The 21,657-nt window shown below is 76.7% G+C and carries 14 protein-coding genes; 6 read left to right on the top strand and 8 right to left on the bottom strand.

Going from position 1 to position 21,657, the window contains the following annotated elements:
• The first annotated feature begins 8 nt into the window (after positions 1 to 8).
• Positions 9 to 1,043 (top strand): PHP domain-containing protein, encoded by a 1,035-nt coding sequence (locus ACIP5M_RS06360; RefSeq protein WP_401192639.1) that lies wholly within the window; start codon positions 9 to 11, stop codon positions 1,041 to 1,043.
• Here ACIP5M_RS06360 and ACIP5M_RS06355 read toward each other — a convergent pair.
• The gene (locus tag ACIP5M_RS06355) at positions 1,040 to 1,804 is read right to left on the bottom strand and encodes a UbiA family prenyltransferase (RefSeq protein ID WP_401192637.1); all 765 of its coding nucleotides are present in this window, start codon (positions 1,802 to 1,804) and stop codon (positions 1,040 to 1,042) included. The genes ACIP5M_RS06360 and ACIP5M_RS06355 overlap by 4 nt on opposite strands.
• Before the next feature lie 289 nt (positions 1,805 to 2,093).
• Here ACIP5M_RS06355 and ACIP5M_RS06350 point away from each other — a divergent pair, with 289 nt between their 5' ends.
• From ACIP5M_RS06350 to ACIP5M_RS06340, 3 genes are all read left to right on the top strand, one after another.
• Positions 2,094 to 3,155, top strand: a complete 1,062-nt coding sequence (locus ACIP5M_RS06350) for a type III polyketide synthase (protein ID WP_401192635.1) — start codon at positions 2,094 to 2,096, stop codon at positions 3,153 to 3,155.
• A gap of 123 nt (positions 3,156 to 3,278) precedes the next feature.
• On the top strand, positions 3,279 to 3,833 hold the full coding sequence (locus tag ACIP5M_RS06345; RefSeq protein ID WP_401193538.1) for an isoprenylcysteine carboxyl methyltransferase family protein: 555 nt from the start codon (positions 3,279 to 3,281) through the stop codon (positions 3,831 to 3,833).
• The gene (locus ACIP5M_RS06340) at positions 3,830 to 4,861 is read left to right on the top strand and encodes an NAD(P)/FAD-dependent oxidoreductase (RefSeq protein WP_401192632.1); all 1,032 of its coding nucleotides are present in this window, start codon (positions 3,830 to 3,832) and stop codon (positions 4,859 to 4,861) included. Before ACIP5M_RS06345 ends, ACIP5M_RS06340 begins: the two co-directional genes overlap by 4 nt.
• Before the next feature lie 50 nt (positions 4,862 to 4,911).
• Here ACIP5M_RS06340 and ACIP5M_RS06335 read toward each other — a convergent pair whose 3' ends face one another.
• The gene (locus ACIP5M_RS06335; RefSeq protein ID WP_401192630.1) at positions 4,912 to 5,859 is read right to left on the bottom strand and encodes a hypothetical protein; all 948 of its coding nucleotides are present in this window, start codon (positions 5,857 to 5,859) and stop codon (positions 4,912 to 4,914) included.
• 163 nt (positions 5,860 to 6,022) lie between these two features.
• Between ACIP5M_RS06335 and ACIP5M_RS06330 the strand changes: the two genes are divergently transcribed.
• Positions 6,023 to 7,633, top strand: a complete 1,611-nt coding sequence (locus tag ACIP5M_RS06330; protein ID WP_401192627.1) for a carboxylesterase/lipase family protein — start codon at positions 6,023 to 6,025, stop codon at positions 7,631 to 7,633.
• Here ACIP5M_RS06330 and ACIP5M_RS06325 read toward each other — a convergent pair.
• Positions 7,617 to 8,348, bottom strand: a complete 732-nt coding sequence (locus ACIP5M_RS06325) for a hypothetical protein (RefSeq protein WP_401192624.1) — start codon at positions 8,346 to 8,348, stop codon at positions 7,617 to 7,619. The genes ACIP5M_RS06330 and ACIP5M_RS06325 overlap by 17 nt on opposite strands.
• 71 nt (positions 8,349 to 8,419) lie before the next feature.
• On the opposite strand from ACIP5M_RS06325, the gene ACIP5M_RS06320 reads away from it, so the two are divergent.
• Positions 8,420 to 8,977, top strand: coding sequence for an HAD domain-containing protein (locus ACIP5M_RS06320; protein ID WP_401192621.1), 558 nt, complete (start codon positions 8,420 to 8,422; stop codon positions 8,975 to 8,977).
• Here ACIP5M_RS06320 and ACIP5M_RS06315 read toward each other — a convergent pair.
• From ACIP5M_RS06315 to ACIP5M_RS06295, 5 genes are read right to left on the bottom strand one after another with little or no spacing between them, the layout of a single operon-like run.
• Positions 8,896 to 10,674: a hypothetical protein gene (locus ACIP5M_RS06315; protein WP_401193536.1), complete on the bottom strand. Its 1,779-nt coding sequence runs from the start codon at positions 10,672 to 10,674 to the stop codon at positions 8,896 to 8,898. The genes ACIP5M_RS06320 and ACIP5M_RS06315 overlap by 82 nt on opposite strands.
• 5 nt (positions 10,675 to 10,679) lie before the next feature.
• Positions 10,680 to 14,486: a DUF5682 family protein gene (locus ACIP5M_RS06310; protein ID WP_401192618.1), complete on the bottom strand. Its 3,807-nt coding sequence runs from the start codon at positions 14,484 to 14,486 to the stop codon at positions 10,680 to 10,682.
• Positions 14,483 to 15,655 carry an AAA family ATPase gene (locus tag ACIP5M_RS06305; protein WP_401192615.1) on the bottom strand — a complete coding sequence of 391 codons (1,173 nt, stop codon included), beginning with the start codon at positions 15,653 to 15,655 and terminating at the stop codon, positions 14,483 to 14,485. The genes ACIP5M_RS06310 and ACIP5M_RS06305 overlap by 4 nt, the downstream gene beginning before the upstream one ends.
• 37 nt (positions 15,656 to 15,692) lie before the next feature.
• The gene (locus ACIP5M_RS06300) at positions 15,693 to 20,657 is read right to left on the bottom strand and encodes a DNA-binding protein (protein WP_401192612.1); all 4,965 of its coding nucleotides are present in this window, start codon (positions 20,655 to 20,657) and stop codon (positions 15,693 to 15,695) included.
• Complete coding sequence (locus ACIP5M_RS06295; protein WP_401192609.1) at positions 20,654 to 21,520, bottom strand: DUF4132 domain-containing protein; 867 nt, start codon at positions 21,518 to 21,520, stop codon at positions 20,654 to 20,656. The genes ACIP5M_RS06300 and ACIP5M_RS06295 overlap by 4 nt, the downstream gene beginning before the upstream one ends.
• Positions 21,521 to 21,657: the final 137 nt, after the last annotated feature.

The following is a 21,657-nucleotide window of genomic DNA, read 5'->3' as shown; positions in this document are numbered from 1 at the left end:
GGTACGCGATGGACCCGGTTGCGGCGCTGGACCGGATCGCCTTCCTGCTGGAGCGCGCACAGGCACCCACCTACCGGGTGCGGGCCTTCCGGACAGCGGCGGCCGCCCTCGCACGGATGGGTGAGCGCGAGACCGCCGAACGGGCCGCGGCCGGCTCCCTGGAGGCCGTCAAGGGCATCGGCCCCAAGACCGCCCAGGTGGTGCGGGAGGCGCTGTCCGGAGAGGTCCCGGGCTACCTGGGGAAACTGGAGGACGAGGCCGCGGCCCACCCCCACGGCCCGCGGGCCACCCCCGCCGCCATCGCCCTGCGGGGGGCGCTGCGCGGGGACTGCCACGTGCACTCCGACTGGTCGGACGGGGGAAGCCCGATCGACGCGATGGGGCGTGCCGCGGCCGCGCTGGGCCACGAGTACGCCGTCCTGACCGACCACTCGCCGAGGCTGACGGTCGCCCGGGGGCTCTCCCCCGAGCGGCTGCGCGAACAGCTGCAGGTGGTGGCCGCGCTCAACGAGACCTGGGCGCCCTTCCGGCTCCTGACCGGCATCGAGTGCGACATCCTGGAGGACGGGTCGCTGGACCAGGAGCCGGAACTGCTGGAGCAGCTCGACCTCGTCGTGGCCTCCGTCCATTCGAAGCTGCGGATGGACTCCCGCGCGATGACCCGCCGGATGCTGGCGGCCGTGCGCAATCCGCTGATGGACGTACTGGGCCACTGCACGGGGCGGCTGGTGACCGGACGGGGCCGCCCCGTGTCGGAGTTCGACGCCGAGGCCGTCTTCGCGGCGTGCGCGGAGGCCGGCACCGCGGTGGAGGTCAACAGCCGGCCGGAGCGGCTGGACCCGCCGCGGCGGCTGCTGCGCCTCGCCGTGGCGGCCGGCGCCCTGTTCTCCATCGACACGGACGCCCACGCCCCCGGCCAGCTGGACTGGCAGATCCTGGGCTGCGAACGGGCCGTGGAGTGCGGCGTCCCGCCCGAGCGGATCGTCAACACCTGGCCGGCGGACCAGCTCCTGACCTGGACCCGCACCCGGCGCGCACCCTAGGGGGTGTGGCCGCGCAACTGGACCACCAGCAGCAGGACATCGGCGCCGGCGATGGCCAGGACGGCCAGGAACGGGACCCGGCCCGCCGGGCGGCGGGACGCGAGGAGCACCGTCAGCGTCGTCGCCCCCAGGAGGGTCCAGCCGTACGCCGTCACCGGCCCCGGCGGCCCCACGACCAGGGCGGCGCCCGAGGCGAGGACGAGGAACCCGGCCGACGCGGCCGCGTACCGGGGGCCGAGCCGCTGCGGGAGGCCCCTGACCCCGCCGGCCAGGTCGTCCGCGATGTCGGGCAGTACGTTCGCGAAGTGCGCGCCGGCGCCGAGCAGGGCCGCCGCGGCCGTCAGCCACGGCGGCGGCCAGGGCGCTCCGGGCAGGCCGAGCGTGACGAAGGCGGGCAGCAGGCCGAAGGCCAGCGCGTACGGGAGCCAGGAGGCGGCCGTGCCCTTCAGGCGCAGGTTGTACGCCCAGGCGGCCGCCACCCCCGTGAGGTGCACGGCGCCGGCGAGGAGCCCGCCGGCCACCGAGAGCGGGACGCAGACCAGCAGGGCCAGGGCCGCCGCGCGGGACACGGCGGCGGGTGACACCGTACCGGCCACCAGGGGTTTGTCCCGGCGGCCGGTGGCCAGGTCGCGGCGCAGGTCGGCCCGGTCGTTGCACCAGCCCACCGAGAGCTGCCCGGCGGCCACCGCGGCCACGACGACCGCGGCTCCCCCCGGGTCCCGCCCGGCGGCGGCCGCGAGCGCCGCGGTCAGGAGGGTCACGGCGGCCGCCGGAACCGGGTGGCACGCCGCCGCCAGGCCCATGGCCGTACCGCGGCTGCGGCGACCGGCTGCGGGAGGGCACGGCCGGCCGGTCTCTGCGGTGTCTCGGGTCGCTGCGGGCCCTTGGGGCCCTTGTGTCTCCGGGGTCTCTGGGGTCTCTTGGGTCTCTGGGGTCTCTTGGGTCTCTGCGGGCTCTGAGGTTCTCGCGGGCACGATGTCACGCTATGTTGCGCCGCGCCCGGTGCGCCTGATTCATAACGTTGTGTCAGTTGTTTCCTATGGTGAATCAATGACACGTGTCCTGGCAGTGAGCAGCGTGTTCCCGCCCCATCGCCACCGGCAGTCCGAGATCACGGCGGCGCTGGCCCGCTTCCTGCCGCCCGGCTCCGACCGGGCCCTGCTGCACCGGGTCCATGCCTCCGTCCGCGTGGACTTCCGGCATCTCGCCCTCCCCCTGGATCGGTACGGACCCTCGAACGACTTCGGTACGACGAACACGCTCTTCGCCGAGAGGGCCCTGGACCTCGGCGAACGCGCCCTCACGCTCGCCCTGGCCGCCGGCGGCGTGCCCGCCCCGGAGCTGGACCTCGTCATGTCGACCACGGTGACGGGTCTCGCGACGCCCTCGCTCGAGGCCCGGCTCGCCGGCCGCACCGGTCTGCGCCCGGACGTGAAGCGGGTGCCGCTCTTCGGCCTCGGCTGCGCGGCCGGGGCCGCCGGTGTCGGCCACGTCCACGACTACCTGACGGGCCTGCCCGGCCACGCGGCGCTGCTCCTGTCGACCGAGCTCTGCTCGCTCACCCTCCAGCCCACGGACACCTCGATGGCGAACCTGGTGGCCGGGGCCCTCTTCGGGGACGGGGCGGGCGCCCTGCTGGCGGTGGGCCGCGACCACCCCCTGTACGCCGCCGGAGCCGGACCTGAGGTGGTGGCCGCGCGCAGCCGCCTCTACCCGGGCACCGCGCACCTGCTCGGCTGGGACATCGGCCACTGGGGCATGCGCATGGTCCTCGGCCGCGAACTCCCGGAGCTGGTCCGGCTGCACGTCGCCGAGGAGGTCGAGACCTTCCTCGCCGCGCACGACCTCAAGCCCGCGGACGTCGACGCGTGGATCTGCCATCCCGGCGGCCCGAAGATCCTCGACGCGCTCGCGGACGCCCTGGGGCTGCCCGAGGCGGCCTTCGCGGCGAGCCGGCGCTCGCTGGCGGCCGTCGGCAACCTCTCCTCTGCCTCGGTCCTGCACATCCTGGGCGGCATCCAAACCGCGGGACCGCCGCCGCCCCGCTCGGTCGGGCTGATGCTCGCCTTCGGGCCGGGCTTCGCCTCCGAACTCGTCCTGCTCCGCTGGTGACCGACGACTGGTGATCGCATGCCCCTGTTCATGTCCGTACCCCTCTCCCCCCTGGCCCTCTCCGTGCCCCTGCCCCTCTCCGCGCCCGTGTCCCTGTCCGGGCTCGAGGCCATGCCCCCGTCCATGACCCTGTACCTGCTGCTCATCGGCCTCGTCGCGATCGAGCGGCTCGCCGAGCTGTCCACCGCCCGCCGCCACCGGGCGTGGAGCCTGGCCCAGGGCGGCCGCGAGTACGGCCGCGGCCACTACCCCGCCATGGTGGCCCTGCACGCCGCGCTGCTCGTGGGCTGCGTGGTGGAACCCCTGGCCGCCGACCGGCCGTTCGTGCCCGTGCTCGGCTGGTCGGCCCTCGTCCTGGCCGTGGCGGCCCAGGCCCTGCGCTGGTGGTGCATCGCCACGCTCGGCCCGCGCTGGAACACCCGGGTGCTCATCGTGCCCGGGCTGCCGCTCGTGCAGGCGGGGCCCTACCGGCTGCTGCGCCACCCCAACTACGTGGCGGTCGTCGTGGAGGGCTGCGCGCTGCCGCTCGTGCACAGCGCCTGGCTGACCGCGCTCGGCTTCACCGTGCTCAACCTGGTGCTGCTGCGCGTCCGGATCGGCTGCGAGGAGGCCGCGCTCACGGACGGCGGGCGCCTGCGGGCCCCCGCTTCCCGGCCCGCGGCGGACTCCCGGCGGTGATCGACCTGCTGATCGCGGGCGGCGGGCCGGCCGGGCTGGCCACCGCCATCCACGGCGCGCTGGCCGGTCTGGAGGTCGTGGTCGTGGAGCCGCGGCCCACCCCGATCGACAAGGCCTGCGGCGAAGGCCTGATGCCGGGCGCGGTACGCCGCCTGCTGGAGCTCGGCGTGCCCGTGTCCGGACAGCCCTTCCACGGCATCCGCTACGTCGACGGGACGGGCGGGCGGCGGGCGGAAGGGCTGTTCCGCTCCGGCCCGGGGCTCGGCGCCCGGCGGACCGCACTCCAGGCCGCGCTCGCCGGCCGGGCCGCCGGGCTGGGCGTACGGGTGGTCCGCCGGCGCGTCGAGGAGGTCCGCCAGGACGAACGGCGCGTCAGCGCCGCCGGCCTGACGGCGCGCTACCTCGTCGCCGCGGACGGACTGCACTCCCCCGTGCGGCGCGGTCTCGGCCTGTGCGCGCCGCCCCGGCCCGGCCGGCCGGCGCGCTACGGCCTGCGGCGCCACTACACCGTCGAGCCGTGGAGCGACCTGGTCGAGGTCCACTGGTCGGCCCGTTCCGAGGCCTACGTCACCCCGCTCGGGCCCGACCGGATCGGGGTGGCCGTCCTCACCACGGATCGCGCCCCCTTCGACGTACAGCTCGCCCGCTTCCCGCTGCTGGCGGCCCGCCTGCCCCCGTCGCCGGGCGCGGCGGTGCGCGGGGCCGGCCCGCTGCGCCAGGGGGCACGCGTACGGGTGGCGGGGCGGGTGCTGTTCGTCGGGGACGCGGCGGGATACGTGGACGCGCTGACCGGGGAGGGTCTGACCCTGGCCGTGACGGCGGCCGGCGAACTGGTGCGCTGCGTGCGGGCGGGCCGGCCGGAGGCCTACGAGCGTGCCTGGCGCGAGCTGTCGCGCAGCTACCGGACGATCACCGCGTCCCTGCTGTGGGCGCGTCACCGGCCCCGGCTCGCCCGGCGGATCGTGCCGGTGGCGGCCGGGCTCCCGCGGGTGTTCACGGGGGCGGTGAACGTCCTCGCCGGAACGTGAAGCGGCACCTCGCGCCCAAGGCGCGGGTGCCGCTTCGCTTCACTGCTCGATCAGGCCGGTTCCTCCTGGCGGTCCCGCAGGGCCAGGCCCGCGAGGACGGCGCCGACCGCCGCGCACAGCACCGCGATCACGCCGGCCCAGGCCCGTGACCCGCCCACCGCACCGGCCAGGGGGTCAAAGCCCACCGCGCCGCCCAGCACGTGCAGGGCGACCACCCCCACGGCGGCGGCGGCCCCGGCCCGCCACACCGTCGTGGTGTCCCGGACCGCCAGCAGCGTGCCGAGCCCCAGGCACAGCACGGTGGTGAGGAGGGGCAGGAGGTGGGCGGGCGCCGCGGTCGGCGGGACCGTCAGATGCCGGGGCAGGTGCAGGGCGCCACTGACCAGCAGCGCCAGCACCACCGACCAGCGCAGGACCTGCCGCAGCGGTCTGCCGGCCGGTGCCGCGGGGAGGCCGGGGCGCCCGCGCGGTTCCTCGTACGGGGCGGTGTACAGCTCCAGGTACGGGCGCTCGTACGGCTCTTCGGGCATCCGGGGCTCCTCCTCCGCCGTGTGTCGCGGCGTGCGCTCGGCCGTCCGCCCCTGCGGGTGGTCCTGCCGCTGCTGCGGCCGCTGCTCCTCGGTGCCCAGGATGGTCACCAGCCGGGCCACGTCCTCGATGGGGCGTCCGACGGCTGCCGCGCGCAGGGTGATGTCCGTCTCGACCACCTCGTGCGGTGGCTCGCCCAGGAGGGCGACCATCCGCTGCACTTCGTGCAGGGGCCGGGTCACGGCTGCGGCGCGCAGCGCCTCGTGCCCGAGGTTGGGCTGTTGGCCGGACTCCGCGAGGAGGCTGACCAGCGCGGTGACCTCTTCGACCGGGCGGCAGGTGGCCGCCTCTTCCAGCAGGGTGCGTACGGGCCGGGTGTCCGGAGCGCCGGATACGCCCGGTTCGGGGGTTTCGGGGGTCCCTTGGCGGTCGACGGGTGGGGTCGCCGGGAGGGTGATGGGGTCATTCATGAAAAGCTCCGTTCGCCGACACGCGGGGTCTGCACATCGCGCGCCGGTCATCGTGCGTCATGGGAAGCGCACGCTTTGTTACATTTAGGCCCAGTTTCGCCCACTGCGCCATTCGGGCGGGCAAACGGGGCCGCCCCGGCTCCCCGGCGAAAGGGCGTCACCCGTGCCCGACCTGCGTACGTCCGGCCGCCGTTGGATGCTGTCGCTGACCGTCGTACCGCTGCTCGTGGCCGGGGCGGCCGGCCCGACCCGGCCCGTCGTGGACACCGAGGCCGGGCGGGTACGCGGCCGGGACCACGGTGCGTACAGCACCTTCGAGGGCATTCCGTACGCCGCTCCCCCGGTCGGCGCCCGCCGCTGGAAGCTGCCGGAGCCGGCGCCGCGCTGGGAGGGCGTCCGCGACGCCGGGGCCCCCGGCGCGCAGTGCGTGCAACTGCCCGCGATCGGGCCCGGCGCGCCGAGCGGCTCGGAGGACTGCCTCCACCTCAACGTCACGGCGCCCTCGGGCGGTGTCGGCCGGAGCGGGGCCCGGCCGGTCATGGTCTGGTTCCACGGCGGGGGCTTCGTCAACGGCTCGGGGGATCAGTACCGGCCCGAGCGGCCGGCCGCCGGGGGCGACGCCGTGGTCGTGACCGTCAACTACCGGCTGGGCGTCTTCGGCCTCTTCGGCCATCCGGAACTCGGCGGAGCCCCCGACTTCGCCCTGGCCGACCAGCAGGCGGCGCTGCGCTGGGTGCGGGCGAACGCGGGCCGGTTCGGCGGGGATCCGCGCAACGTCACCGTGTTCGGCGAGTCGGCGGGCGCCCTCAGCGTCTGCGCGCACCTCACCTCGCCGGCGTCGGCGGGCCTGTTCCACCGGGCGATCGTGCAGAGCGGATCGTGCTCGACGACGATGCCCCCGCGCTCCCTGCTGCCCGGCCAGGGGGCCTACGAGCCCTTCGCGCCGCAGTCGCGCACCGTCGCCGACGGCGTCGCGGCGGCGGCCCGGCTCGGCTGCGGCGACACTGCCGGGGTTCTGGACTGCCTGCGCCGGCTGGACGCGCGGACGCTGGCCACCCCGGAGCTGACGCAGACGTTCTCCACCGTCTCCCACGGCAACGCCCTGCTGCCGCTGGATCCCCGGCGGGCGCTGGAGGCCGGCCGGTTCCACCGGGTGCCGGTGGTGCAGGGCACGACCCGTGACGAGATGCGGATCTTTGTCGCGCAGACGCTTGCCGCGGAGCCGATCGGCGACGAGCGGGCCTACCGGGCCCGCCTGGAGCGGTCCTTCGGGACCGGCGCCGCGCGGGCCGTCGAGGCGGCCTACCCGGTGTCCCGGTACCCGACGCCGGCGGCCGCGTGGGCGGCCGTACTGTCCGACGCCTCGTTCACCTGCCCTTCGCTGCGGGACAGCGGCGCGCTGGCCCGGCACGTGCCGACGTACGCCTACCTGTTCAGCGACGGCGGCGCGCCCAACTTCACCGGCCTGCCGGAGGTACCGGAGCTGCCGTACGGCGCCTCGCACGGCTTCGAACTGCCCTACCTGTTCACGCTGGCGCCCCTGACGGACGCGCAGCGCGGGCTCGCGGACCGGATGACCGGCTACTGGACGCGCTTCGCCCGGACCGGCGTGCCGGGGGCCGCGGGCGCGCCCGAGTGGCCGCGCTACGGGGCGCCCGGCTCGGTGCTGTCCCTGGCGCCGGGACCGGACGGGGTCCGGACGGTGGACGCGCGGGCCGCACACCACTGCGGCCTGTGGGACGCGCGGTGGCCGGGAGTCACCACGGGCGGCTGACGAGCACCGAGCCGTTCGTGGTCCGGATCGTCAGCGTGCCCCCGTCCCCGTAGACCTCGTGCCGCCAGGCGGTGAACAACTCGGCCAGCCGGCGGGCCGCCTGCCCGTGGGCCTCGTCGGTGAGGTTGGCGGCGGAGAAGGTGACCTTCGCTTCGCCGGCCGCGCTCACCTTGCGGACACGTACCTCCTTGACGGCGTTCCGGTGGAGGAGACCGTCGTCGCCCTTGGTGAGGTGGCCGTCGAGGTAGGCCTTGAAGTCCCGGGTCATGTCGAACCAGTCCGCCGACCCGCAGGGGCCTCCGCCGTTGGCCATCTCCCCGTCGGTGGCCGGCCCGACGTAACCGCCGGACTCCTCATCGGTGGGCGGCCCGGCGTACCCACCCGTCTCCTCATCGGTGGGCGGACCCGCGTACCCACCCGTCTCCTCATCGGTAGGCGGCCCGGCATACCCCCCGGTCTCCTCATCGGTGGGCGGACCCGCGTACCCACCCGTCTCCTGATCGGTGGGCGGTCCGGCGTCGCCCCCACTGCCCTCGTCCGTCGTCTCGTCCGTCGTGTGGCCGAGCCCGCAATCCGTCGGGGTGAGGGCGGGCACCGGGGCCGGGCCCGCCGACTGCCCCCCGGACGTCGTCGTCCCGCACGCCCCCAGCAGGACGCACAGGAGCCCCGCCACCACCGCTCGCCCGGCCGTCCCGGAAACCGCTGCCTTCGTCATGGTCATCCCCCTCGGCCAGGAAGAGGCAATCGCACCGCTCCCGGTTCCCCTTCGCGGGCTACGGTGGCGTCATGACCGGTTTCGCGGCCCGCCCGCTCCTCTTCCTCGACGTCGATGGGCCTCTCATCCCGTTCGGCGCGGGCCCGTACCCCGCGGCCGGTGACGACCCCAATCCCCTGCTCGCCCGGGTGGATCCGGCTCTCGGCCCACGGCTGGCGGCGCTGCCGTGCGAGCTGGTGTGGGCGACGACCTGGATGGACGAGGCGAACGAGTGCATCGCGCCCCGCCTCGGCCTGCCCGAGCTGCCCGTGGTGGCCTGGCCGGAGCCCTCCTCCGGCGAGGACGGGACGGGCGGGATCCACTGGAAGACCCCCGCCCTGCTGGCGCACGCCGCAGGACGGGACTTCGTATGGGTGGACGACGAGATCAGCGCCGCCGACCGGGCCTGGGTGGCCGCCCGGCATCCCGGACGGTCGCTCCTCCACCGGGTGGATCCCGGCCGGGGGCTCGCGGAGGCGGACTTCGGTGTGCTGCGGGCCTGGTTCGGTCAGCCCGACCAGGAGGCGGCCACCAAGGAGCGTTCCGCCGCTGCGAGGTGGGTGGCCGAGGCCAGCCAGGCCCAGGCGTAGGCGTCGGCCGAGGGGTCGGCGAGGCGGCCGAAGGCGTCGCGGGGGCGGCGGTCGGCCTCGGAGGCCAGGGCGGCGGAGAGGTCCGCGGCCGCCGTGAGCCCGGCGCGGCGCAGCGGGCCGTGCGTGGCGGCGGGTTCGGTGCCGCGTGCCGCTTCGGCCAGGGCGCGCCGGCCGCCCGCGACGCCGGTCTCCAGGAGGCGGCGTACGCGCCACAGCGGGGAGTCGGCGAGCGGGTCCGGGGCGGCCGGTGCCCCCTCGGGGGCCGGGTCGGTCTGCCGGGGCGGGAAGTGGGCGCCCTGGAGACGGTCGTAGCCGAGGTCGGCGCGTTCCAGCCACTCCTCGGGGAGCCGCAGGGTGTACTCCGCATCCGGTACGGGTCCCACCGCGAGGGGGCGCAGGGTGGCGGCCCGGTCCAGGTCGGGGCGGCCGAGGACGCGCAGCCGCAGTCCGGGGTAGGTGGCGAGGCGGCGCAGGTTCTCGGTGTGCGCAAGCTCCGGGTGGGGGTGCGCGGGTCGCAGCCGCAGCAGGGGGGCGCCGGGCCGTTCCTCGCGGGCCAGGAGGTGTTCGCCGGCGGCGCCGACGACCGTGACCTCGCAGCCGAGCAGGCCGGGGTCGGCGCCCTCCGGGTCGGCCTGGAGGCGGGCGAGGGCTTCGGCGACCGCCTCGGAGGCCGGGCGGGAGAAGAGGGCCGCGGCGGGCCCTGCGGTCCAGGGCGTGCCGCGCAGCGGGGTGGCCCTGACCTCGCGTCCGGCCCCGATCCGGCCTTCCGCGGAGACGGTCGCGCCGACGATGCGCAGGCCCCCGCGGGCGAGTCCGGCGTGGTCGAGGGTGGCTCCGCCAAGGGCCACCGAGGCCGTAGCGGCCCCGCGGGCGCGGGCGAGGCCGCCGGGGCGCACGTCGGAGACCGAGTAGCGGGAGCCGTCCGGAGCGAGGAGGTGGGTGACCACTCCCCCGTATCCGGTGGCGGAGAGCACCGGTTCGCGGCACAGGCCGTACACCTCGAGGCTGCCGCCGGCCGCGTAGGCGCGGCGGGCGGTTCCGGTGAGCGCGGGTCCGGCGGAACCGGTGGCCAACAGACCGGCGGTGTGGAGGAGTTCGCGGAACGCCGCGGTGAGGTCGCCGAGCCGCTGGGCGGCCAGCCGGTCCCGGGCGGCGCGCAGGCCCCGTACCACCCGTAGCGCGGCGGCCTCGGCGCGGTGCAGTCCGGCGAGCCGGGCGGTGTGGGCGGCCCGCAGCAACTCGGCCTGGACCACGGCCCCGCCGGCGGTGACTCCGGCGGCGAGGGCCTCGGCCGCCGCCTGCCAGAGCGCAGCCGCGGCGGCCAGCTGGGCTTCGGTGAGAACGGCGGCAACGGCTTGTGCGGCGGGCTCGGCCGACACCGGTTCAGCCGTCACCGGTGGCGCCCCCTCCGCGAGCGGGGCCGCGCCCAGAGCCGCGGCCCGGTGCAGGCAGCGCGGCGCCAGCAGGCAGGTGCACACGGCCTGTTCGGCCCCCCTGATGGCTCCCTCGGGCCCCGGCGTGAGGGTGACGACGGCGTCCTCGCCGAAGCGGAGGGTGACGCTGCCGTCCTCCGCGCGGACGGCGTTCGCCGCGCAGCTCTCGGTGGCGGCGTCGAGCTTCTTGCGCAGCCGGGCGCTGAGGTTCTCCACCGCCTCGGCGAGCACCTCGGGCGCCACCGGCGGCAGGTGCGGGTGCATCGGGCTCAACGGGGCTCTCCACGGAGACGGTCGCCCACCCAGCGGGCGAGGGCGAGGGGGCTGAGGGCGGCCACCGGCATGCCCGCCGCGACGAGTTGCCGTGCGACGGGTACCGAGTAGCGGGGCGTTCCCGCGTCGTCGAGGGCGGCACAGCCCAGCAGGTGGGCGCCCGAGGCGGCGAGTGCGCGGACCTCGCCGAGGAGGCAGCCGATCGGGGCGCCCTCCTCGAAGTCGCTGACCACGACGACGAGGGTGCGGCTGGGGACGGTGACGAGGGAGCGGGCGTGGGCGAGGCCGGCGGCGATGTGCGTGCCGCCGCCGACGCGGACCTCCAGGAGGAGGGAGAGCGGGTCGTCGACGCGGTCGGTGAGGTCCACGACCTGGGTGGAGAAGGCGAGGAAGTGCGTGGACAGGGTCGGTACGCCGCCCAGCACGGCCGCGGTCAGGGCCGACCAGATGACGGAGGCCTCCATGGAGCCGGAGACGTCGACGACCAGGATCAGCCGCCAGTCGGCCTCGCGGCTCGCCCGGGTGCTGAAGACGGGGCGCTCCGGGACCACGACCACGCTGCCGTCGGGCCGGCGCCGGGTGTGCGCGAGGTTGGCGCGCAGGGTGCGGGCCAGGTCGAGGCGGCCTCCGGGGCGGCGGGTGGGGCGCGGAGTGGCGAGGCCGGAGAGGGCGGGGCGCAGCCGGGTCGCGAGTTCCTTGGCCAGTTCGTCGACCAGCCGCCTGACCAGGGGGCGCAGGCGGGCGAGACGGGCCTCCGGCATGCCGCCGGCCAGGGACAGGACGGAGCCGAGCAGTTCCACGGAGGGCCGTACGGCCGCCGGGTCGAGCTGGGCCAGTACGTCGGTGCGGCCCGCTTCGGCCGCTCCGGCCAGCACCTCTTCCCGGACGTCGGTACCGAAGAGGGCTTCCAGCTCCTCGGACCACTCGCGGGCGGTGGGGAAGGAGGCCTCCTGGCCGCCGCCCTGCCCGGGCCCCCCGCCGCCGTCGAGGTCGCAGGCGCCCTCGCCGCGTCCGGCGCCGTACAGCTCGTCGAGGGCGTGGGCGTAGCGGCGTGCGCCGGCGGGGAGCCGGTCGCGTTCGCGACCGAGGAGGAGCCGCCAGCGGTCGGCGGGCGCCAGTCGCCGCCCCGCGGGGGCGGAGGGCCGCCCCGGGGCGTCGGGGGCTTCCGGCTCCGGAACCGGTGCCGGAGCCGGAGCCGGTACCCGTGCCGGTGCCGGAGCCCCGGGCAGCGGGAGGTCCTTGAGCGCGGCGAGCCCGGCCGCGTCGGCGGCGGTCCACAGGGCGAGCAGCGCGGCCGGTGCGTCGAGCGCGAGGTCGATGCGGTCGCCGAGCCGCTCGGTGACGGTGTCGAGCAGCCGGCCGCGGGCGGCGGGGGCAAGGGCGTCGAAGCCGCCGCGCAGGGCGGGGAGGCGGTGAAGGAAGTCCTCGTCGGTGAGGTGCTCGACGCGGTCGAGGAGCGGGGTGAGGGCGGCCGGGGAGGAGTGGAGGAGCGGTCCGGCGGCGGTGAGGAGCCCGCCGAGCCGGCGGGCCAGGGCACGCCGGGTGTCGGGGGCGGTGGCGCCGTCGATCCATCCGGCGGCGCGCTCGCCGAGGCGGGTGGCGGGGTCGAGGTCGAGGAGGACCCGTACGGCCAGGGCAGCGCCCTGCATCAACGGCGAGCCGGAGGAGGCCAGTTCGGCGAGGGCCTCGTCGGTGCGCAGGCCGAGGTGGCGGGCGGCGGCCCGGTCGGCGAGGGCCACGAGGGCGCCGGCGTCGGCGGGGTCGTCGCTGCCGGCGAGGCCGGGCAGGGTGCGTACGGCGGCTTCGAGCAGGTCGCCGGTGAGCGTGGCGGCCGTGGTCCGTGCGGCGGGCGAGGCCCCGGGGAGGTGTCCGCGGCGCAGGGCCTCCAACAGGTCGAGGGCGTCGAGGAGTTCGGGCAGGGTGGCGGTCTGCGGAAGGGTGGTGGTCGCCTCGTGGAGTCGTACGTCGACCAGCGCGGGCAGATCGCACCGTGCGGCCGCGGCCAGCCCGGCGAGGATCTGCGCCGGGGTCGGACCCCCTTCGGCGGCGGCGCGGCGCGCGGTGTCGCGGAGGGTTCCGGCGGCCGCCTGTTCGACGGTGACGCCGCGGACCCCGGCCAGGTCCAGCCGGGCGGGGACGGAAGGCGTCCAGGACAGGCGCCACTTGGTGCCGAGGGCGGTGGCGTCGCCGGTCGCGGACACCTCGAGGGGTTCCCCGTAGGACGCGCCGCAGACGAGGAGCCGCTGGAGCAGCACCTCGCGTCGGGCGTCGAGCGCGGAGCGCAGCGGGTCGAGGCGGACCTCGCGGGAGGCGGGGTCGTCGGGGCCGGGCAGGCGCAGTGCCGCCAGCTCGGCCTCGACGGAGGGGCCGAGGCCGGAGCGGGGCGCGTGCGGGGTGATCCGCCCGCGTGCGGTGCCGACGAGGACGGCTTCCAGGGCGCGGGCCAGGGCCCGGCCCCGGCCGAGCGGTTCGCCCTGGCCGAGGACGGTGGTGACGGCCTCGATGAGCTCGCCGCGGCCGGGCGCGGGGAGCCCGCGCAGGACGGCGAGGTCACAGGCGAGCCGCAGGGTCTCGGCGGCCTCGCCGGTGCCGGCGGTGTGCCCGGCGCGGCGCAGCTCCCGGCACACGCCGGTGACGGCGACGGAGGCCGCCTCGCGCAGCCGCCCGGGATCACCGCCGGCCTGCAGCACGGCCTGCTGCCACAGCGGATCCCGAATCCCGGCGGGATACCCGGAACGGGCATCGAGCAGGTCGAAGGAGTACGGCACGAACGAGGTGACGGCCTCGCCTCCGGCGGGCACCGGACCCGACCCACCGGTGCCCCCTGCGGGGGTTATTCCGTGAAGGGCCACGGCCGCGTCGGCACCGGCCGCCCTCTCCGCACCACCCGCCGCGAGCGCGCCGTCCTCGGCCTGGGCCGGAACGGAAGGGGCGGGCGCGGTGAGGGCCGGGGCGTGGAACGCCCCGATCACCGCCGCCACGCGGTGGCCCGCGGCGGAGGCGGTCGCGATCACCTCCCGCATGTGGGCCTCGCGGGCCAGGTCCCGTGCCCCGACGGCCGGGGCGTCCGCGCGCAGGGCCCAGCCGACGCCGAGCGCCGCCCGGCGTACCGCTTCCGGGGAGCAGCCCGGTGCGAGGACCTCGACCGCGCGGTCCCACAGGTCGTCGCCGTCACGCCCGGTGCCGGCGGCGGTGAGTGCGTCCGCGAAGGAGCCGCCGCCCCTCGGGCCCAGGTCTGCGCCGGAGACCGGGCCGGAGCCCGGCTCCGAGCCGGCGTCCGCACCCGGGGCCGCCACCGACGCGTCATCTCCGGCCGGAGCCGGAGCCGGAGCCCGAGCCGGAGCCGGGCCCGGCACGTGGTCCGGAGGCTGGGTCGGCGGCGCGTGCGCCGGGGTGCTCCAGCCGGGGGCGGACAGGGGGAGGTCGCAGCAGACGACGGACGCGCCGGTCCGGTGGGCCCAGCGGATGGCGGCCAGTTCCGGGGAGAAGTCCGCGAACGGGTAGAACGCCAGTCGGCCGTCCGCGCCCTCGCCGGCCAGGGCGACCGGGGCGACGGTTTCGGGGTCGGCCAGGTGCTCGATCCACGGCTGGAAGTCGGCCGGCAGCTCGACGCAGACCACCTCCGCCCCGCAGGCATCGAGGAGCGCCGGGACCACCGCGGCCAGCGCGGGGCTGTGATGGCGTACCCCGAGCAGGTACGGCGTGCGGGACGACGCGAGCGCGTCGACGGCCACCCGCGGATCGGCCACCCGCGGATTGGCCGCCCGCGGATCGGCGGCGCGCGGACCGGTCGCCGGCGTCACCGCAGGCTCCCGCGCAGGTCCCACAGGCGGCGCCACATCGCCGAGCCGTCCTCGGCCCGGCGGCGGACCGGGCCGTCCCAGTAGCCGAGCAGCCGCCCGTGGTCGGCCGGGTCGTCCTTCCGTACGACACCCAGCAGGTGCCCCGGCAGCAGGTCGAGCACGTCCCCGCCCGGCAGGTAGGCGGCCGAGACCCCCAGCGAGGCCGCCACCTGCACGGCCTCGGCGGTGGACATGACCGTACCCGGGCGTTCGACGTCCCAGCCCTCGGCGGAGCGCCCCGAGCGCAGGTCCCGGAAGACGGTGACGAGCGCGTCGAGCACGGCGTCGTCGACCCCGAAGGCCGCTCCCGCCCGCTCCACGGCGGCGACCGCCTGGCGGCGGATCAGCGTGGCCTCGGCGTCCGCGTCGGCGATCGGGGCGACGGTCTCGAAGTTGAAGCGCCGCTTGAGGGCGGCGGACATCTCGGAGACCCCGCGGTCGCGCAGGTTGGCGGTGGCGATGACGGTGAAACCGGGGGCCGCGGAGACCACCGCGTCCTCGGTGGCGGTCAGTTCGGGGACGCTGACGCGCCGGTCGGACAGGATGGACACGAGCGCGTCCTGGACCTCGGGGAGGCAGCGGGTGATCTCCTCGACGCGGGCGACCCGCCCGGCGCGCATGGCGGAGAGCACCGGGGAATCGACCAGCGCCTGACTCGTGGGGCCCTGCGCGAGCAGCAGCGCGTAGTTCCAGCCGTAGCGGAAGGCGTCCTCCGTCGTGCCCGCCGTGCCCTGCACGGTCAGCGCGCTGGTACCGCAGACGGCGGCGGCCAGGAGTTCGGAGAGCATCGACTTGGCCGTGCCGGGCTCGCCGGTGAGCAGCAGGCCGCGCTCTCCGGCGAGGGTGACCACGCACCGCTCGACGAGGGCGCGTTCGCCGACGAACTTGGGCGCGATGGCCAGTCTGGCCGGCAGCCCGGCCCGGCGGCGTCCCGGGAGGGCGAGCTCGGTGCCGTCGCTGCCGCACACGAAGGTGACGACGGCGCGCGGGGTGAGGGCCCAGCCGGGCGGGCGGGGGCCGGTGTCCTGGGCGGCGAGGAAGGCGAGTTCGGCGGCGTACCGCTCCTCGGCCGGGAGCACCTGCCGGGCCGCGGGGGCGGGGGCGGCGGTTGCTGGTTCGGTGACGGTCATGACGGGTCCTTTGCGCTACGGGTACGGGGGGCGGTGATCAGCGGCGGCGCGGCCGCGTGCGCTTCACCTTGAGCTCTTCGAAGCGGGGCCGGTCGCCCTCGCGGACCCGCTGCCAGGCCCGGCGGTAGAGGTCCGCGGCCGGTTCGCCCGGGAGCAGCACCCCGCAGACCGGTCCGGCGCCCGCGACGAGCCCGTACATGGGGAGCTTCCACTGCTCCACCGGGAGGGCGGGGGCGGACATGTCGGCCCAGGCGCCCGGCAGGAACAGCGAGCGTCCGGCCCGGCTCCGGTCGGCGCTCACCACGAGGTCGGTGGCGGCCAGTTCGGCTCGCGCGGCCTTGAGGCGGGCCGGCTTCCAGCCGGTCCAGCGGGCGGTGTTGCGGTCGGTGGGGTCGGGCATGGCGAGCAGGGCGAGGTAGAGGGCGGCCGCGTCGGAGCCCAGGCCGTGGGCGGCGGCGGCCTCCGCCACCAGCTCGGGGACCGAGCGGGTCGGGTCCTGCGGCCACCAGGTGCCTTCGGCGTCGGTGGTGCCGGCCGCCGGGGCGCCGGGGTCGGCGAGGAGGGCGGCGAAGCGCGGGTCGTGGGCGGCCCGCAGCGCCGCTTCCAGGCCGCTGAGCCCCTGGTCGGTGGAGCGCAGCAGCGGCAGGTAGGGGTCGGAGCCGGTGGAGTCGAGCAGGGCCGGGCGCAGGGCGGGCCGGGGGCTGTTGTCGTGGGTGGGCAGCACGACCGCGCCGTACCGCTCGTAGGTCCCGGTGGTCTCGGTCGGCGTGCCGGCGGCCTTGCGGAAGTCGGGCAGGCTCACCCAGTTCCCGGAGCTCAGGAGGAGTTCGGGCGCGGCGAGCCGCTGGCGTACGGCGGTCAGCGCGGGCGGCAGGGCCGCTCGTACGGGGTCGCCGGCGGGCAGCCGGTGCGCCAGCCACGCGGCGGTGGCCAGGGCCGTGCACAGGACGGTGGCGGTGAAGGGTTCCTCTGCGGGCCCGGCCGTTTCCGCGTGGTCGCCGTTGACGGTCCACGCCACGTCGGTGGAGAGGGTGCGCGAGGCGGCGGGGTCGAGCAGGGCGGGGAGGGCCCGGTGGGCGGGCCAGCCGCCGCGGACGGCGCGCGTCGCCTCGGAGGCCAGCCAGTCGGGTACCGGGGTGCGGCGGCCCACACGGCGGTTCCACTCCTGGGCGGCGGCCGCCGCGTCGGGGCCGTCGCTCCACAGCCGGGCCGGGTCGGCGGGCAGCAGGGCGGCGATGACGGCGCGCCGGGCCTCGGGGGCGAGGAGCCGGAGCTCGTCGCGGGCGGACGCCGCCTCGGCGGCCTTGAGCCCGAGGGTGGTGCGCAGCTCGGTCGGCAGGAAGTTGCGCTGCCAGGCGTCGAGGTACGGAAGTCCGGCGACGACGAGCCGGGCGAGGGCGCCGGAGACCCCGGTGAGCCGGGCGAACTCCTCGGCGGCTTCGGGGTGGAAGGGCACCGGGCCGCGTGCGGCGGCCTCGCCGAGGAAGGCGGCGAGCCAGCCGGGGCCGCGGTCGCGGTCGCCGAGCGGGGCGTTGCCGCGCGCCGTGTAGGGGCCGGGGACGGCGAAGCGGCCTTCGGGGTCGTGGAGCAGGGCGCCGAACTCGTGCCCGTCGGGGACGGACTCGCTGTGCTCGGTCAGGGCGAGGGCCGCGCCGCCGCCGAGCGGCAGGACGCAGCGGTGGGCGAGGTTGCGGTCGTGGCCGTCCGGGGTGACCAGGTGGCGCTGGTCGAGGTGGAGGGTGACTCGGCGCCAGCGGGCTGCGGATCCTTCGGCGGAGTCCAGGCCGAGGGCGTCCACCGTGCCGAGCAGGGTGAGCAGGGCCGCCCGCTGCTCGTCGGTGACGCCGGTGGTGACGGCGCGGTAGGCGACGGCGGCGGGCTGGTCGAGCAGGGGTGTCCACGGCACGCTGGTGTACGGCGCGAGGGGGAGGTCGAAGTGGAGCCGGCCGGGCACGGCGGCGGCGCCGGTGTCCGCGCAGGCGGCCGCGAGGTCGCGCAGGGTGCGGTGGGTGGCGTCGCTGTCTCCGCCCCAGCGGTAGTAGCCGGCGTCGAGGATGCCGCTCAGGGCGTCGGCGATCAGACGGTCGCTGGGGCCCTGTTCGGCCTCCTCGACGGGGCCGTCGGAAGGCCGCAGGCGGGCGGCGACCGCGTCGAGGGCCTTGCGCTGGGTGAGGGTGAAGCGGAGCACCTCGACGATGCCGCCGATCAGCTTCGGGTCGGTGACCCGGGGCAGGGCCGCGCGCACGAGGTCGGGCAGGTCGGCGGCCTTGTCGGCGGCGGCGGCCGCGGTGAGCAGTGCGGCGACGGTGTCCCGGTCGGCGGCGCGCAGGGCGGCGGAGCCTTCGGGGTCGCGCGGGCGCAGGGCGTACCAGTGGGAGAGCGGCGGGAGGTCGACACTGCCGGTGGCGAAGGTCTCCCGGCGGTGGTCGCCGTGGGTCTGGGTGGTGACCACGCCGTCGGGGTCGGAGAGGCTCAGGGTCCGCCAGTGCTGGGTGAGGACGCGGGGGCGGTCGTCGCCGGGGAAGGCCAGGGCCGCGAGGGGCATGTTCCCGCCCTCGGGCACGGTGACGGAGCGCCCGGCGGTGTCGGAGCCGTGCCAGCCGCTGCCGGGGAGGCGTACAGGGCGCCAGCCGAGCAGCCCGTCGGCCGGGGTGCCGAGGACGGAGCCGGCGACCGCGGGGACCGGCCGCAGTGCGCAGCTGTGCGCGGCGAGCCGGGCGTTCTCCGGGTGGCCCCGCAGGGCGTCGGCCAGGAAGGCGGGCTGCGAGAGCCGGCCGTACGTGGAGCTCGCGGGGTCGTACTCGCACCAGCCGCGCTCGGTGTCCGCGTCCCGCTGCTGCCACACCCAGTACGAGGTGCCGTCGCACAGCATGGCCCGCTCCGCCGGCAGCTGGGTGTCGCCGCGGTGCAGGACGCCGGCGCCGGTGGCGCGGCCGCCGTCCGGCAGCGGCAGGGTGGCGTGCTCGGAGCGCAGCGACCAGTGGTTGCGGTCGGTGTCCAGGGTGAGCACGGTGCCCGGTGAGGTGTGCCAGTAGCCCTGGACCTCGCCGGTGTTCCAGACGGACCAGAAGACGAGCAGTTCGCCGTCGACGTAGTGGAATCCGAGGCGGTGCCCGGAGCCGGCCGGCACGCGCAGGTCGTGGGTGAGGACGGTGGAGTCGGCGTCGATGACCCTGACCTCGGCCTGGTTGGCGACGATCAGGTACGGCCAGGACTCGGCCACGGTCAGGCCCTGGCGGCCCTGACCGGGGGTCAGTTCGGCGACGGCGCTCTCCCAGGCCGGCCAGGACAGTTCCTCGAAGAGGCCGCCGCGCAGCGTACGGGCGAGGGTTTCGGCGAGGTCGAGGGCGGTCGCGGCGGCCACGTCCTCGGGGGCGAGGACGAGAGCCTCGGCCGGCAGCCAGGTGAGCCGCCGGATGGCGTCGGGAATTCCCGGCAGCCCGGCGGCCCGGGAGGCGCGGGCGACCCCGCGCATCCACTCGGTCAGCAGGGGGCGCCCGCCGGCCGAGGCGGCGACGGCCTGGACGATGTCGGTACCGGTGGTGGCGTCCCCGAGGGCGTTCAGCGCGCGGTGGAACGCGGGGTGGAAGCGCTCGTCGGCGGCGAGGGCGAGCAGCTCGCGCCGCTGGTCGGCGCGGGCCCAGTCGCGCAGGTTCAGCTGGTCGTGCCGGTGGCGCCGGTCCGTCGGATCGGGGTCGGCGACGGGGATGTCCAGGGTGAGCAGAAGGTCGAGGAGGTCGGCGTCCTCGACGCCCACGCGCAGGCCCGCTTCGCGGCCGGGGCGGGCGAGTTCGGCACGCAGCCGGGGCGCGCAGCGGGTGACGAGGTCGAGCAGGACCTGCGGGGTGGGGTGCAGGCCCCAGCCGGCGTGGCGGGCGGCGTGGAAGCGTTCGAGCCAGCCGGCGGCGCCGTCGGAGCACTGCTGCTCGGGGGGCAGGTCCTCGGAGACGAGCCCGGCGGTGGCGCCGGATTCCTCCAGGAGTTCCAGCCACAGGCCGGTGAGCGCGACGCTGTCGCCGCCCCCGGGCGGGGTCAGGGTGAGGAGCGTGCCGCGTACGGCGGGAACCCGCCGGGCGAGCGCGACGAGTGCGCCGCGGTGGGCCTTCCACCAGCCGGTCGCGGCGCGCAGGGTGGCGGGCAGCGGCAGCAGTTCGGCGAGGTAGTCCTGCTCGGGTTTGGTGCCGGTGAGGCCCGCGGCCCGGGCGAGGCGGCGCAGCTCGGTGGTGGCCTGCGCGGAGGGCGGCAGCCCGCCGGCGGTACGGCGGATGCACAGGCGGCGGAAGCGCGCGTGGGCCTCGGCGGGGGTGACGCGCAGGGCCAGCTGCTTCCCGTAGCCGGTGAGCACCTTCACCGGCAGGGCGCCGGCGAGGGCGAATTCGAGGAAGACGGCGTCGAGGCGGTCCTCGTCGACGGCCAGCCCGTGCTGGGCTTCGGCGGTCCGGGCGCGGCCGAACAGCTGGGCCGCGTAGGTGGTGTTGTCGACGGCGAGGAAGGTGCGGGCGGCCTGCTCCAGGAAGACGGGCAGGAAGTGCGGGACGGAGGCGGCCAGCCGGCCGGCCAGTTCGAGACAGGCGTCGAGGGCGGCCTTCGGCTTGGTCTTGGCCTGGAGGGCGATCCGGTCGAGTTCGGGGACCACGGCGAGTGCGTGGTGGCCGTCCTCGGGGTGGTGCACGAGGACCCATTCGGGGAAACCGAGGGCCTGGCGCTGCCCGAGGCCGACCACGGGCGGCTCCCCCTCCTCGAGGACGAGTCCGAGGAAGCCTGCGGCGAGCTCCTCGGCGGGGCCCAGTTCGGCGGCGGCGAGCCGGACGACGACGCGGTCGTCGCCGAGGGCGGGGTGGCGGTAGGCGCGGGCGGTGAGCGCGACGGCGGACGGGCCCGCGTCCTCGGTGCCGTGCGGCAGCACGGCGCCGGCCTTGAGCAGCAGTTCGGCCTCGCTCACGCGTGCACCGTTCTTTCCGGTAGGGGTGGTGGTCTCGGCGGAAGTGGTCGTGGCGGTCATGCGTCCTTGCCCTCCTCGATCGTGCGCCCGGCGTACAGCGCCGCGGCCATCCGCATGCCCTCGGACCAGGCCACCGGTCCGACCTCGGCCAGGCGTACCGCCCGGCCTTCCTCGTCGTGCCAGTTGAGGGCGCCGGTGGAGGTTTCCTCGTCGTAGTAGGGTTCGCCGATCCACACCGCTGCCTCCGTACCGCGGCCGCCGTCGCGGACCTTGCAGGTGGCGTAGCCGCCGGAGACCCGGTAGCCCAGTGCCGTCGCCCGGGCCGCGAGGCTGAAGCGGGTGGGGAAGGCCCCGCCCGCGTAGTCGCGTACCTCGGTGGCGGTGGCGGCGAGCTCCGCGGGCTTGTGCCAGGTGGCGCGGTGGATCTGCTCGACGCGCTGCGCGATGCCCAGTTCGGCCGCGAACTCCCGTACGTCGTCCAGGTCGGGCAGCAGCACCGGGTGGGGCAGGGTCACGGTGCGCGGGGAGAGCCGTACGGTCTCTCCGTCGAGGTTCACCACCTTCAGCTCACCGGAGTCGGTGGCGTCCCGCAGGAAGCCCACCTCGTCCGGGTCCTCGCCGACGACGGCCAGGTCTCGCAGGGCGTCCTGCCAGGCCGCGTCGGGCCAGAGCCGGGCGAGCAGCGCCGTCGGCACCGGCAGTGAGGAGACCATCCAGGTGTCCACCTGGGCGATGCAGGCCGCCGCGTGCCGGTCGAGCCATTCGGCGAGCCTGCGCAGCCGGTCCACCTCGGGATGGTCCTTCAGTGCGCGGGGCAGGGTCTTCAACTGCCTTCCCGCCGCCCGGCCGGTGGTGGACCGCGCCGCCACCCGCCCCTCGATCAGGGCGATCTCGTACCCCTCGCCCGCCGCCAGCCATGCCATCAGCGCGTACCCTTCCCCGTGTCCCGACCGTTTCCGCGCAGCCCTGACAGCGGGGTCAAAGCCCCCCTGAGCTGCGGTATGCCGGGAGACTAGCGAGGGGCACTGACAACGCCGTGCGGAGGGTGGCCGTCCGGTTG

This window comes from Streptomyces sp. NPDC088762, assembly GCF_044750905.1.
Classification (GTDB): domain Bacteria; phylum Actinomycetota; class Actinomycetes; order Streptomycetales; family Streptomycetaceae; genus Streptomyces.
The sequence above is the reverse complement of the archived record's forward strand: the minus strand, read 5'-3'. Positions and strand labels throughout refer to the sequence as shown.

Bases quoted from the DNA above. Each gene is read 5' to 3' on its own strand.
- ACIP5M_RS06360 (WP_401192639.1), top strand. From the start codon at position 9: ATGGACCCGGTTGCGGCGCTGGACCGGATCGCCTTCCTGCTGGAGCGC.
- ACIP5M_RS06350 (WP_401192635.1), top strand. From the start codon at position 2,094: ATGACACGTGTCCTGGCAGTGAGCAGCGTGTTCCCGCCCCATCGCCAC.
- ACIP5M_RS06345 (WP_401193538.1), top strand. From the start codon at position 3,279: ATGACCCTGTACCTGCTGCTCATCGGCCTCGTCGCGATCGAGCGGCTC.
- ACIP5M_RS06335 (WP_401192630.1), bottom strand. From the start codon at position 5,859: ATGAATGACCCCATCACCCTCCCGGCGACCCCACCCGTCGACCGCCAA.
- ACIP5M_RS06325 (WP_401192624.1), bottom strand. From the start codon at position 8,348: ATGACGAAGGCAGCGGTTTCCGGGACGGCCGGGCGAGCGGTGGTGGCG.
- ACIP5M_RS06320 (WP_401192621.1), top strand. From the start codon at position 8,420: ATGACCGGTTTCGCGGCCCGCCCGCTCCTCTTCCTCGACGTCGATGGG.
- ACIP5M_RS06315 (WP_401193536.1), bottom strand. From the start codon at position 10,674: ATGCACCCGCACCTGCCGCCGGTGGCGCCCGAGGTGCTCGCCGAGGCG.
- ACIP5M_RS06305 (WP_401192615.1), bottom strand. From the start codon at position 15,655: ATGACCGTCACCGAACCAGCAACCGCCGCCCCCGCCCCCGCGGCCCGG.
- ACIP5M_RS06300 (WP_401192612.1), bottom strand. From the start codon at position 20,657: ATGACCGCCACGACCACTTCCGCCGAGACCACCACCCCTACCGGAAAG.
- ACIP5M_RS06295 (WP_401192609.1), bottom strand. From the start codon at position 21,520: ATGGCATGGCTGGCGGCGGGCGAGGGGTACGAGATCGCCCTGATCGAG.